We start from the raw sequence: 12207 nt of genomic DNA on the forward strand, positions 1-12207 counted from the left end.
CGATCGCCGCGGTCGCGCCGAGGGACGCCGCCGCCGAGCGCGCCGCCCGCGACCGCCTGGACCGGATGACCAAGCCACCGGGCTCGCTGGGCGTGCTCGAGGACGTCGCCGCGCAGCTGGCCGGCACCGCGGGCGCCTGCCCGCCGCCGCTGCCCACACCGGCCGCGGTCGCGGTCTTCGCCGGCGACCACGGCGTCCACGCGCAGGGCGTCACCCCCTGGCCGCAGGAGGTCACCGCGCAGATGGTGGCCAACTTCGCCCGCGGCGGTGCGGTCGTCAACGCGTTCGCCGCCCAGCTCGGGGCCGACGTCGTCGTGGTGGACGTCGGGGTCGCAACGCCGTACGCGGTCGAGGTCAGCCCCGCGCTGCTGTCCCGCAAGGTCAGGTCCGGCACCGCCGACCTCGCCGTCGGCCCGGCCATGACGCTCGAGGAGGCGCGGCGGGCGGTCGAGGTCGGCATCGAGGTGGCCACCGAGCTGGCCGCGGACCACGCCTGCCTGGTCACCGGTGACATGGGCATCACCAACACCACGGCGTCGGCGGCGCTGGTCTGCGCGTTCACCGGCGCGACGCCGGCCGCGGCGACCGGGCGCGGCACCGGGGTCGACGACCCGACGCTGGCCCGCAAGGTCGGCGTGGTCGGCCGTGCGGTGGCCCGCGTGCCCGAGCGGCCGTCGACGCCAGAGGCCGCGCTGGCCGCGCTGGCGGAGGTCGGCGGCCTGGAGCACGCCGCGCTCGCCGGGTTCGTGCTGGGTGCCGCCGCGGCGCGGGTGCCGGTGCTGCTGGACGGCGTGATCGCGGGGTCCGCGGCGCTGGTCGCGGCCGCGCTGTGCCCGGCGGCGCTGGAGCACGCGCTGGCCGGCCACACCTCGGCCGAGCCGGGGCACACCCTGGCGCTGCGGGCACTGGGCCTGCGCCCGCTGCTCGGCCTGGACCTGCGCCTGGGCGAGGGCACCGGCGCCCTGCTGGCGCTGCCGCTGGTGGCCAGCGCGGCGCGGGCGCTGCGCGACGTGGCGACGTTCGACTCGGCCGGTGTGACGGAGAAGGCGTGAGCGCCACCCCGGTCGACCCCGCGAGCGGGGTGGTCTACCCGGTCGGGCTGCGGCTGCTCGACCGGGAGGTCGTCGTCGTGGGCGGCGGGCAGGTGGCGCACCGCCGCGTCGCCGGGCTGCTGGAGGCCCGCGCACGGGTCACGGTGGTCAGCCCCGAGGTGACACCGGCGCTGGAGGCACTGGTCGGCCCGGGCGCGGTCACCTGGCTGCGTCGCCGCTACGAGCCCGGTGACCTGGACGGCGCCTGGTACGCGGTGGCCGCGACCGACGACCCGGCGGTCAACGAGGCGGTCGCCGAGGAGGCCGAGCGGACGCGGGTGTTCTGCGCCCGCGCCGACGACCGGTCGGCGTCCAGCGTGTGGACCCCGGCGGTCGGCCGGCAGGGCGACCTCGTCGTGGGGGTGCACGGCGGCGGCGACCCGCAGCGCGCGGTGGGCGTGCGGGACGCCGTCCTGGCCGGGCTGGCCGACGGCTCGATCCGCGACCGGGCGGCGCGCGAGGTCCCGGGCGGGCGGCCCGGCTCGGTCGTGCTCGTCGGGGGCGGGCCGGGCGACCCCGGGCTGATCACCGTGCGCGGCCAGCAGGCGGTGTCGCAGGCCGACGTCGTCGTCGCCGACCACCTCGCGCCGCAGTCGCTGCTGGCGTCGCTGCCCGCGGAGGTGGAGGTCATCGACGCTTCGAAGCTGCCGCGCGGCCGGTACATGGCGCAGGAGCAGATCAACACGCTGCTGGTCGAGCACGCCCGGGCGGGCAGGCGGGTGGTGCGGCTCAAGGGCGGCGACCCGTTCGTCTTCGGCCGCGGCATGGAGGAGCTCGAGGCGTGTGTCACCGCGGGTGTGCCGGTCGAGGTGGTGCCCGGGGTGACGTCGGCGATCGGCGTCCCCGGACTGGCCGGCATCCCGGTCACCCACCGCGGGCTGACCCACGAGTTCGTCGTCGTCTCCGGGCACGTGCCGCCGGGTCACCCGCAGTCGCTGGTCGACTGGGAGGCGCTGGGGCGGCTGCGCGGCACGGTCGTCGTCCTCATGGGCGTGGACACCGCCCCGGCGATCGCGGCGGCGCTGGTCGAGCACGGCCGGGCGCCGGAGACGCCGGTGGCCGTCGTCGCCGACGGGTCGACACCGACCCAGCGCACGGTGCGCACCACCCTGGCCGGACTGGCGCAGACCCTGGCCGACCAGGACATCCGCCCGCCGGCCGTCTGGGTGGTCGGCGAGGTCGTGCGGCTCTCCGCGGACCTCCTCCAGCAGCGCTGACGACCGGTCCCGCCGGCGTCCCCCCGCCGAACGCCTCGTCGGCCGGCTGCGGGCCGCGTCGTCAGGGGCCGGCGGCCGGCACCGGCTCCACCACCGCTCCCTCGCCCGGCATCCCCCGTTCCCTGACCCGGGGCTGCCGGATGGCGGGCTGCCGGGCGCGGGGCGGCCACTCGCGGAAGTGCCGGAAGGTCATGGGCACGCCGCGGGCGACGAGCGGGTCCGCGCTGTCCATGACCTGCAGGTGCACGTGCGGCTGGGTCGAGTTGCCGGAGTTGCCGCACCGCGCGACCTCCTGCCCGGTCACGACCTCCTGGCCGGGCGAGACGCGCACCGAGCCCCGCTGCAGGTGCGCCAGGAGGACGAAGGTGCCGCTCTCGAGCAGGTGGAGGACGACGTGGTTCCCCGCGACGGCGCCCGCACCCCGGCGGAGTCGGCCGGCCTGACCCAGCGCGTACGGGATCAGCGCCAGCTGCGAGCGCCGCGCCTCGTGGTCGGGCTCGGCGTCGTGCACGTGGACGACGGTGCCGTCGCCCGGGGCCAGGACGGGCCGCCCGAAGGCGGCGAAGCGCTCCGGCGGCTCGGTGGCGACGAGGGTCCGCCAGTCCCGGGTGCCGGCCGTCCGGTGGCGGTCGTCCACGCCGACGAAGTCGATGGCGTAGCGCTCGCCGAACAGGTCGGTCCCGTGACTCGGGACCCGCCGCGCGGGGCTGTTCTGGACCAGCCACCGCCCCGTGAACGGCAGCGCGATCTCGACCTCCCGGGCGCCTCGATCCCGTGCGGGCAGTCCCCCGGCCACGTGCCGGAACCTAGCGGGCACGCCCGGGGGCGGTCCCGTGGCCGGCGCTCCCGCGGGGACGTCCGCGGGGTCGGCGAGGTCCGTGCTCGGCGTACCCGCGGGGAGGTCAGCGACCGGCCGGGACGGCGCGGTCGCGGAGCAGCCGGACCACCGCCTGCGGGTCGTCGACCCAGAACGCGACGCGGGCCACCGGCTCGTCCTGCCCCGCCACGCGCACCGGCGGGTCGAAGCGCAGCTCGACGTCGGTGTCCCCCATGACCGACAGCACCAGCCGGTCGCCGTCGCGGACCAGGACCTTCGCGTGCTCGGACTCCACACTGCGCCGGACCGCGACCGGGCCGGCCAGCGGGACGGCGACCGAGCGCAGGTGCCCGAACCGCAGCACGAGCTCGTCGTCCCGCAGCAGGTGCGGGTGCTGGAACAGCGACAGGCCGGACCCGAGCACCCAGACCAGCGCGTAGAGCGACACCGCGAGCAGCACCCACCGCGCGGTCTCCCACGGCAGCAGCACGTGGACGACGACGGTCTCGAGCGCGCCGAGGACGGTCAGCGCGCCGAGCACCAGGCGGAAGCGGCCGGCGTAGGGCAGCGGCACGTCACCGGGTGCCACGTCCGAGCGGCGCCGCACCGCCCACCACAGCGTCCGGACGACGCCGGCCTCGGCGCGGGCCAGACGGAGCACCACCGGTGGCCAGACGGCCTCCGCTCCCGCCACGAGCCCCGCACGACGGCTGCCGCCGTCCCGCCGCGCGACCCGGTACGCCCGGCGGAAGGCGGCCGCCTCGACGACCAGGACGACGGCGAGCAGCACCTCCAGGACCAGTGCCACCACGATGCCGGTCCGCAGCGACAGGACCCCGGTGAGCACCAGCGCGGCGTCGACCAGCGGGACCACCAGCGCGAGCCACCGGGCCGCCACCAGGAGCTGCGTCCGCACCGTCATCCCGGACCCCCGTCACTCGACGCCTGAGCAGTTGTACTGCGGATGTAGTACACCTACTATCAAGACCATGACAAGAGGTGGACATGGACGGTGATCCCGTCGTCCGGGTGCGCGGCCTGCGGATGAGCTACGGCGCCCACGAGGTCCTCACCGGCGTCGACCTCGACGTCCACCCCGGCGAGGTGGTCTGCCTGCTCGGGCCCAACGGCGCCGGCAAGACCACGACCATCGAGGTCCTGGAGGGCTTCCGGCTCCCGTCGGCCGGCGAGGTCACCGTGCTCGGCGCCGACCCGGCCCGGGCCGACGACGCCTGGCGAGCCAGGGTCGGCGTGGTCCTGCAGTCGTGGCGCGACCACCCGCGCTGGACGCCGCGCCGGCTGCTCACCCAACTCGGCGACCACTACCGTCCCCACGCCACCCCCGGGCGACCGCGCCCCTACGACGTCGACTGGCTGCTCGACACCGTCGGCCTCACCGACGACGCCGACCGCAAGATCGCTGCCCTCTCCGGCGGACGACGGCGGCGGCTGGACGTCGCTGTCGGGATCGTCGGCCGCCCCGAACTCCTCTTCCTCGACGAGCCGACCGCCGGCTTCGACCCCGAGGCGCGCCGCGACTTCCACGACCTGGTGCACCGGCTCTCCGACCTGGAGGGCACCAGCATCCTGCTCACCACCCACGACCTGGCCGAGGCCGAGCGGCTGGCCGACCGGATCCTCGTCCTCGCGGGCGGGCGGATCGTCGCCGACGGCAGCGCGGAGGCCCTGAACCGGCAGGTGGCGGCGACCAGCGAGGTCCGCTGGTCCCGGCACGGGGAGCGTTTCGTGCACGCCACCGACGACCCCACCCCCTTCGTGCGGCAGCTGTTCGAGCAGCACGGCGACGAGATCACCGACCTCGAGGTCCGCCGCGCCACCCTGGAGGACACCTACCTCGCCATGGTCACCGCACAGCAGACCGGCACCCGGGCCGCGCTCACGGCGGTGACCCGGTGAGCGCGGGCACGGGACACGCCGTCCGGCTGGGCCTCCGGCGGGGTTGGACCGAGTTCACCCAGAGCCTGCGCAGCCCGCAGGACCAGGCCGGCTACCTCGTCATGGCCGTGGTCGCGGTGGTGTACCTGTGGGTCAACCGCGGCGACCGGGTCGAGGGGACGTCGGTGCTCTACCCGACCGTCGCGCTGCCGGGCATCCTCGCCGCCCTGACCGCGTGGAGCTCGGTGGTCAACGCAGCGTTCACGCTGGCCATGGAGCGGGAGGACGGCACCCTGCTGCGGCACCGCGCCCTGCCGCACGGGGTGCAGGGCTACGTGGTCGGCCAGGTCACGTACCACTCGCTGAACCTGCTCCCCGCCCTGCTGGTGGTCCTCGTGCCCAGCGCGCTGCTCTTCGACGGCGCGGCGCCCCGGGACGCCGCCGGCTGGCTCACCGTCGGGTGGGTGGTCGCCCTGGGCCTGCTGGCCACCCTACCCCTGGGCATCGTCCTGGGTTCGCTCCTGCCGGGTCCGCAGAAGGTGGGCTCCTGGGGGGTGCTGCCGGTCCTCGGGCTCACCGGCATCTCGGGCGTCCTCTTCCCCGTCCAGGCCCTCTGGGGCTGGGTGCAGGTGGTCGCCCAGGTCTTCCCCGTCTACTGGATCGGGCTCGGCCTGCGCTCGGCGTTCCTCCCCGACGCCGCGGCCGCCCTGGAGCTCGGCGGCTCGTGGCGCACCGGGACGACGGTCCTCGTGCTCACCGCCTGGGCGGTGGCGAGCCTGCTCGCGGCTCCCGTGGTGCTGCGCCGGATGGCCCGCCGGCAGTCCGGCTCACAGGTCGCCGCCGCCCGCGACACGGCCGGCCAGTGGGTGCGGTGAGCGGCGACAAGGCCGGCGGGGACGCCGTCCACAACCGGATCGCGCTGCTGCGCGCCGAGCAGGGCGTCACCCGCCGCGAGCTGGCCGACGCACTCGGCGTGCACTACCAGACGATCGGCTACCTGGAGCGCGGCGAGTACAACCCCAGCCTCCACCTGGCGCTGCGGATCGCCGAGTTCTTCGGCCTGCCCGTGGAGGTCGTCTTCTCCACGAAGCCGTTCCCACGCATCAGCGACGTGGGGAGCGCCGAACCGCCCGCCGCCACGGGCTGAGCCCGGCGGCGGGCGGAGCAGGACGTCGGACGGGGTGGGCAGGCCCGCTACGGCCGGGGCTCGGCGGCTCCGTCGTCGTCCGGCAGCGGCGTCAGGCCGACGGTGTAGGACGCCATCGACAGCGAGCCGTCGGTGAACCCGTCGACCAGCAGCTCCGCCGTCGTGCCGGTCGCCCCCGCGATCCCGGCGACGTAGAGCAGCGGCAGGAAGTGGTCGGGGGTGGGGACGGCGAGGCCGGCGTCCGGGTGCCCGTCCAGGGCGGCGACCTCGGTCGGCCGCTCGAGCACGACCTCGCGCACCGCCTCGTCGAAGCGCTGCGCCCAGTCGTACCCGGTGTCGGGCATGGCGCGGCTGACCGCGCGCAGGTTGTGGACGACGTTGCCGCTGCCGATCACCAGCACGCCGTCCTCCCGCAGCGGGGCGAGCGCGGCACCCAGGCGCAGGTGGTGCTCGGCCGGCTCGAGCGCGTTGACCGAGAGCTGCACGACCGGCACGTCCGCGTCGGGGACGACGTGCCGCAGCACCGACCAGGCGCCGTGGTCGAAGCCCCAGCTGTCGAGGTCGGCACCCACCCAGGTCGGGTGCACCAGGTCGGCGACCTCCTCGTACAGCGAGGGCAGCCCGGGCGCGTCGTAGCGGACGTCGTAGAGCGCTCGCGGGAAGCCGAAGAAGTCGTGGATCGTGCGCGGCCGCGGCATCGCGGTCAGTGCCGTCGCGTGCACGTACCAGTGCGCCGAGACCACCAGGACCGCCCGCGGGCGCGGCACGGCCTGCCCGAACGCACGCCAGGCCCGGGTGTAGCGGTTGTCCTCGATGGCGTTCACCGGGTTGCCGTGGCCGAGGAACGCAGCCGGCATCAGCCCCACGCGGTGATCTTCTCCCGCACCCGGCTGCCGTGCGACACGGAGAGGCACCCGGCGTCCGGCGCAGCGCTCCCCCGCGCCGGACCCGGCGGTCACCCCGCGTTCGAGACCGGCGGCACCCGCCGCAGCGCCGGGGACAGCAGCCGCGCCCCCGGCCCCTCGGCGCCCCGGACGTCGCCGGGGTTGGACAGCGCACACCGGGTCAGCGACAGGCAGCCGCAGCCGATGCACGACGACAGCCCGTCGCGCAGCTGTTCCAGCGCCCGGATCCGCTCGTCGAGCCGGTCCCGCCACGACGCCGAGAGCCGGGCCCAGTCGCGGGCCGACGGCGTGCGCCCGTCGGGCAGCGTGGCCAGCGCCTCGCGGATCTCCGGCAGCGTCAGCCCGACGTTCTGCGCGGCCCGGACGAACGCCAGCCGGCGCAGCACGCTGCGCGGGAAGCGCCGTGCGCCGCCGGGCGTCCGGGTGGCCGTGACCAGACCCTGCGCCTCGTAGTAGCGCAGCGCGGAGACCGCCATCCCCGACCGCTCGGCCACCTGCCCGATGGTCAGCAGCCCGTCCACCGTGCCCCCCTTGACCTCAAGTGCACTTCAGGTCCGACGGTAGCGCCATGACACCTCCCACCGCACTCGTCACCGGGGCCTCCCGCGGCCTGGGCGCCGCCCTCGCCGAGGCCCTGAGCCACCGCGGCTGGCGGCTCGTCGTCGACGGCCGCACCCCCGAGCGGCTGGCCGCCACCGTCGCCGCGCTGCCCCGCCCGGACCTGGTCACCGCCGTCCCCGGCGACGTCGCCGACCCCGCCCACCGCACCGCGCTCGCCGCTGCCGTGGGCGACCGGCTCGACCTGCTGGTCAACAACGCCAGCGAGCTCGGCCCGACCCCGCTCCCCGGGCTGGCCGACCTGCCGCCCGCGGCCCTCGAGCGGGTGCTGGCGGTGAACACCGTCGCCCCGCTCGCCCTGGTCCAGGCGGTGCTGCCGGCACTCCAGCGGGCCGGCGGGGTCGTGCTCGACATCAGCAGCGACGCCGCGGTCGAGGCCTACGAGGGCTGGGGCGGGTACGGCGCGAGCAAGGCCGCGCTGGACCAGCTGACCGCCGTGCTCGCCGCCGAGCACCCGACGCTGCGGGTGTACGCCGTCGACCCCGGCGACATGGCCACCGACATGCACCGCGCGGCCGACCCCGACGCCACCGGGCTGCCGGAGCCGGCGGCAGTCGTCCCGGCGCTGCTGCGCCTCGTGGACGAGGACCTCCCGAGCGGCCGCTACCGCGCCGCGGACCTGGCCGTCCCGGCCGGGGCCGTGCGATGACCGCGCGGACCATGGGCGCCGAGGCCGCCGCGCCGCCGGAGCGCCGCGGCCTGGCCCGCGACGGCGTGCGGCTGATGGCGGTCCGGCCCGACGGGACCACCGAGACGACCTTCCGCGACCTGCCCGAACTGCTCGAGCCCGGCGACCTCGTCGTCGTCAACACCTCGGCGACGCTGCCCGCGCGCCTCGACGTCCGGCGGGCCGACGGTGTCCGCGCCCCGCTGCACGTGGCCACCGCGCTGGACGACGGCGACTGGGTCGTGGAGCTGCGCCGTCCGGGCAACGACGGCCCCGACCGCGGCGTGGAGCCCGGGACGCTGCTCGACCTGCCCGGCGGCGTCCGGCTGCGGCTGGTCGAGGGCTTCCCGGCACCGGCGCGGGCGTCGCGGCTGTGGCGGGCCCGCCCCGACCCGGCCGTCCCCGCCACCGAGCACCTGCAGCGGCACGGCGTGCCGATCCGCTACGGCTACCTCGGTGCCGCCGTCCCGCTGGCCGACGCGCAGAACGTCTACGCCACCGAACCCGGCAGCGCGGAGAACGCCAGCGCCGGGCGGCCGTTCACCGACCGGGTGCTGGTGCGGCTGATGGCCCGCGGCGTCCCCGTCGTCCCGGTGGTGCTGCACGCCGGCGTCTCCAGTCCCGAGCTGCACGAACCGCCGGCGCCGGAGCGCTACCGGGTGCCCGAGGTCACCGCCCGGCTGGTGAACGCGACGCGCGCGGCCGGGAGCCGGGTCGTCGCCGTGGGGACGACGGTCACCCGCGCGCTGGAGACGGCGACCGGCGAGGACGGCGTCACCCGTCCGGCCGCCGGCTGGACCGACCTGGTGCTCGGCCCCGACCGCCCCGCCCGGGTCGTCACCGGCCTGCTCACCGGGCTGCACGCGCCCGACGCCAGCCACCTGCTGCTGCTCGAGGCGGTGGCGGGCCGCGAGCTGGTCGACCGGGCCTACGCGCGGGCCGTCGCCGGCGGCTACCTGTGGCACGAGTTCGGCGACACGATGCTGTTCCTGCCGTGAGGGGTGGGCCGGTGATCGAGACGCTGGGCCGGGCCGAGGGGCCGCGGGGCGAGGTGGCCCTCCGCCGGCGCACCACGGACGACGGCGGCACGCACCTCGAGCTGGTCGTCGACGGCGTCTTCGCGATGGACGACGTCGACACCACGACCGAGCGCGCCCTGGCCACCGAGGCGCTGCGCCGTCTCCCGGGCCGCGACCTGCGGGTGCTCGTCGGCGGGCTCGGCCTCGGGTGGACGGCGGCCACCGCCCTCGCCGAGCTGCGGGTCGGCGCCGTCGAGGTGGCCGAGCTGCACGCGCCCCTGGTGCAGTGGGCCGAGGAGGGCAGGCTCCCGGCGCTCCTCCCCGGCGACCCCCGGCTGCGGGTGCGCACCGGGGACGTCGCCGACGTCCTGGCCGAGCACCACGGCCGGTGGGACGCCGTCCTGCTCGACGTCGACAACGGGCCGGGCTTCCTCGTGCACCAGTCGAACGACGCGCTCTACCGCCCGGCCGGGCTGGCCGGCGCGGTGGCGGCGCTGCGCCCCCGCGGCGTCCTGGCGATCTGGTCGAGCTCCCCGGCGCCGCGGCTGCGAGAGGCGCTGGCCCGGCTGCCCACGACGGCGGACGCCGAGGAGCTGCTGCTGCCGGTGACCCGCGACGGACGCCAGTTCACCTACGCGGTGGTGCTCGCCCGCCGCTCGGCGGCCGGATGAGCCGGAGGCGGCGTCCCGGCCCCGGCCTCGTTCCCCGGGTGGCGGCCCACCAGCCGGGGAACGAGGCTGGGGACGCCGGAGCAGACGGCGTCCTCCGGACTCGGGAGGCGGACGTGCCAGGGACGTGGCTGCTGGGCAGCGAGGTGACCTCCGACGGGGACGGCGGGCCGGGCGGCGCCCGCGCGGTGCTGCTGGGCCTGCGGGACGGCGACGCCGGCGCGACCGACCCGCTCGACGAGCTGGAGCGGTTGGCCGAGACCGACGGGGTCGCCGTCGTCGGCAGGCTGGTGCAGCCGCGCGACCGGCCCGACCCGGCGACCTACCTGGGCTCGGGCAAGGTGGCCGAGCTCGCCGACCTGGTGCGTGACCGCGACGCCGGCCTGGTCATCGCCGACGGCGAGCTCTCCCCCGCGCAGGTGCGCAACCTCGAGGACCGGCTCGGCGCGCGGGTGGTCGACCGCACCGCCCTGATCCTCGACATCTTCGCCCAGCACGCCCGCAGCTCCGAGGGCAAGGCGCAGGTGGAGCTGGCCCAGCTGGCCTACCAGCTGCCGCGGCTGACCGGGCACGGCGTGGAGCTGTCGCGTGTCGGCGGCGGGCGCAGCGCGGGGGCCGCGGGCACCGGGGTCCGCGGCCCCGGTGAGCAGCAGCTGGAGACCCGGCGCCGGCACCTGCGGCGGCGGATGACGGCGCTGCGCCGGCAGGTGCAGGAGACCGCGCGGCGGCGGGAGCGCACCCGCTCGCGGCGGCGGCGCAACCGGGTGCCGTCGGTGGCGCTCACCGGCTACACCAACGCGGGGAAGTCGGCGCTGATGAACCGACTGGCCGGCGCCGACGTCCTGGTGCAGGACGCGCTGTTCGCCACGCTCGACCCGACGGTCCGCCGCACCCAGACACCCGACGGCCGGCCGTACACGCTCTCCGACACCGTCGGGTTCGTCCGCCACCTGCCGCACCAGCTGGTCGACGCCTTCCGCTCGACCCTCGAGGAGGTGGTCGAGGCCGACCTCGTGCTGCACGTCGTCGACGCCTCGGCGGCCGACGCGATGGACCAGGTGACCGCCGTGCGCGGGGTGCTCTACGAGATCGGCGCCCGCGACCACCCCGAGCTGCTGGCGCTGAACAAGGTGGACGTCGCGCCGCCGGGCTGGCTGTCGGCGCTGCGCGCTGCCTACCCCGACGCCGTCCCGGTGTCCGCGCTCACCGGCGAGGGGGTCGAGGAGCTGCGGCAGGCGATCGCCGAGCGGCTGGACGGCTAGCGCATCCGCGCGGCGGTGTCCTCCAGCAGCACCTGGCGCTCGGCCGCGGGCCGGCGCGGACAGGAGGTGCACAGCGGCTCGGGCGGCAGCCGGTAGAGCAGGCAGCACGACACCCGCCGGGTGAAGCGCACACCGGCGACGTCGACGTAGCGGGGCGCCGGCAGCGGCGGACCGACGGCGGCCGCCAGCGGGGCGGCCAGTGCGGTGACCCGCCGCTCGTCCCCGAGCGCCCGGCCCAGGGCGAGCAGCCGGTTGGCCAGCGAGTCGGTGGCGATCGCCCACAGCGGCCGCGCCCGCACCCGGCCGGCCGCGGCCACGGCGTCGACCACCGCGGAGAGGCTCTCCCGCAGCTCCGCGGCGGTGTCCGTGCCCGGTGCCGACGACGTGGCGGCGATCGGCGTCCCGCCCCCGAGCAGGGCCACCGAGGTGTCGGCCAGCCGCGCCGACAGCGGCAGCCCGGTGGCCAGCCCGGCCAGCGCCGGCGTCAGCAGCACCGAGGACGCCGAGTACCACCACACGGTGGCCAGCACCCGACGGTCGTCGGAGGCGTACCGCGCCCCGAGCGCGGCCAGCCGCTCGGCGGTCCAGCCGGCGTCGGCGAAGAGCGCGGCGGGGACGGCGGACGCGCCTGGCGGCGCGAGCAGCCCGAGCGCCGCCGCACCCGGCACCCGCGCGGCCACCGCCGCCTGTCCCCCTGCCGTCACCCGGCCAGTCTGGCCGCCGCGCGCGAACCGGACCACGCGCTCCGATGCGCCGACGTTGCGCCGGGCAGACGTGGAGCGCCGTGGGCCATACGGTGTGGCAGAGAGCACTCCGCGTCGCGCTGCTGCCGGGACGTCGGGTGCCGACCGCGACGACCGGACACAGGACAGGCGTCGACGACGACGCCACGGAGCAGGA

At 77.0% G+C, this 12207-nt stretch carries 14 protein-coding genes; 9 read left to right on the forward strand and 5 right to left on the reverse strand.

Annotated elements, in window-relative coordinates; translation table 11 throughout:
- Positions 1-2: 2 nt before the first annotated feature.
- Both cobT and cobA read left to right on the forward strand, forming a co-directional pair.
- Positions 3-1052, forward strand: coding sequence for a nicotinate-nucleotide--dimethylbenzimidazole phosphoribosyltransferase (gene cobT / locus ACI79G_RS05350; RefSeq protein WP_456880218.1), 1050 nt, complete (start codon positions 3-5; stop codon positions 1050-1052).
- Entirely contained in the window at positions 1049-2308 is a 1260-nt protein-coding gene (gene cobA, locus ACI79G_RS05355; RefSeq protein WP_456880112.1) for a uroporphyrinogen-III C-methyltransferase, read from the forward strand. The genes cobT and cobA overlap by 4 nt, the downstream gene beginning before the upstream one ends.
- A gap of 61 nt (positions 2309-2369) precedes the next feature.
- On the opposite strand, the gene ACI79G_RS05360 is transcribed toward cobA, so the two are convergent.
- Positions 2370-3104, reverse strand: a complete 735-nt coding sequence (locus ACI79G_RS05360; protein ID WP_456880113.1) for a M23 family metallopeptidase — start codon at positions 3102-3104, stop codon at positions 2370-2372.
- A 106-nt stretch (positions 3105-3210) separates the two neighbouring features.
- Complete coding sequence (locus tag ACI79G_RS05365) at positions 3211-4041, reverse strand: hypothetical protein (protein WP_456880114.1); 831 nt, start codon at positions 4039-4041, stop codon at positions 3211-3213.
- An 89-nt stretch (positions 4042-4130) separates the two neighbouring features.
- On the opposite strand from ACI79G_RS05365, the gene ACI79G_RS05370 reads away from it, so the two are divergent.
- The 3 genes from ACI79G_RS05370 to ACI79G_RS05380 are packed head-to-tail and all read left to right on the forward strand — an operon-like array spanning position 4131 to position 6168.
- Entirely contained in the window at positions 4131-5042 is a 912-nt protein-coding gene (locus ACI79G_RS05370; protein ID WP_456880115.1) for an ABC transporter ATP-binding protein, read from the forward strand.
- The gene (locus ACI79G_RS05375; RefSeq protein ID WP_456880116.1) at positions 5039-5896 is read left to right on the forward strand and encodes an ABC transporter permease; all 858 of its coding nucleotides are present in this window, start codon (positions 5039-5041) and stop codon (positions 5894-5896) included. Before ACI79G_RS05370 ends, ACI79G_RS05375 begins: the two co-directional genes overlap by 4 nt.
- Positions 5893-6168 carry a helix-turn-helix transcriptional regulator gene (locus ACI79G_RS05380; RefSeq protein WP_456880117.1) on the forward strand — a complete coding sequence of 92 codons (276 nt, stop codon included), beginning with the start codon at positions 5893-5895 and terminating at the stop codon, positions 6166-6168. The genes ACI79G_RS05375 and ACI79G_RS05380 overlap by 4 nt, the downstream gene beginning before the upstream one ends.
- A gap of 47 nt (positions 6169-6215) precedes the next feature.
- Here the strand turns inward: ACI79G_RS05380 and ygiD are convergent, their stop codons facing one another.
- Positions 6216-7025, reverse strand: coding sequence for a 4,5-DOPA-extradiol-dioxygenase (ygiD, locus tag ACI79G_RS05385; protein WP_456880118.1), 810 nt, complete (start codon positions 7023-7025; stop codon positions 6216-6218).
- 98 nt (positions 7026-7123) lie between these two features.
- Positions 7124-7594, reverse strand: coding sequence for a redox-sensitive transcriptional activator SoxR (gene soxR / locus ACI79G_RS05390; protein ID WP_456880119.1), 471 nt, complete (start codon positions 7592-7594; stop codon positions 7124-7126).
- 47 nt (positions 7595-7641) lie between these two features.
- Between soxR and ACI79G_RS05395 the strand changes: the two genes are divergently transcribed.
- The 4 genes from ACI79G_RS05395 (at position 7642) to hflX (ending at position 11307) form a co-directional block, all read left to right on the forward strand.
- Positions 7642-8340, forward strand: a complete 699-nt coding sequence (locus tag ACI79G_RS05395; protein ID WP_456880120.1) for an SDR family NAD(P)-dependent oxidoreductase — start codon at positions 7642-7644, stop codon at positions 8338-8340.
- Entirely contained in the window at positions 8337-9356 is a 1020-nt protein-coding gene (locus ACI79G_RS05400; RefSeq protein ID WP_456880121.1) for an S-adenosylmethionine:tRNA ribosyltransferase-isomerase, read from the forward strand. Before ACI79G_RS05395 ends, ACI79G_RS05400 begins: the two co-directional genes overlap by 4 nt.
- A gap of 11 nt (positions 9357-9367) precedes the next feature.
- A complete protein-coding gene (locus tag ACI79G_RS05405; RefSeq protein WP_456880122.1) occupies positions 9368-10048 on the forward strand; it encodes a hypothetical protein in 681 nt (226 codons plus the stop codon).
- A gap of 113 nt (positions 10049-10161) precedes the next feature.
- Positions 10162-11307, forward strand: a complete 1146-nt coding sequence (gene hflX / locus ACI79G_RS05410) for a GTPase HflX (protein ID WP_456880123.1) — start codon at positions 10162-10164, stop codon at positions 11305-11307.
- On the opposite strand, the gene ACI79G_RS05415 is transcribed toward hflX, so the two are convergent.
- Positions 11304-12011, reverse strand: coding sequence for a (2Fe-2S)-binding protein (locus ACI79G_RS05415; RefSeq protein WP_456880124.1), 708 nt, complete (start codon positions 12009-12011; stop codon positions 11304-11306). The genes hflX and ACI79G_RS05415 overlap by 4 nt on opposite strands.
- Positions 12012-12207 lie beyond the last annotated feature (196 nt).

The sequence above is a fragment of the Geodermatophilus sp. SYSU D00779 genome (assembly GCF_054050595.1).

What these genes read in the sequence shown, in the direction of transcription:
- ACI79G_RS05370 (WP_456880115.1), top strand. Translation starts at nt 4,131, where the DNA reads ATGGACGGTGATCCCGTCGTCCGGGTGCGCGGCCTGCGGATGAGCTAC.
- ygiD (WP_456880118.1), bottom strand. Translation starts at nt 7,025, where the DNA reads ATGCCGGCTGCGTTCCTCGGCCACGGCAACCCGGTGAACGCCATCGAG.
- ACI79G_RS05395 (WP_456880120.1), top strand. Translation starts at nt 7,642, where the DNA reads ATGACACCTCCCACCGCACTCGTCACCGGGGCCTCCCGCGGCCTGGGC.
- ACI79G_RS05400 (WP_456880121.1), top strand. Translation starts at nt 8,337, where the DNA reads ATGACCGCGCGGACCATGGGCGCCGAGGCCGCCGCGCCGCCGGAGCGC.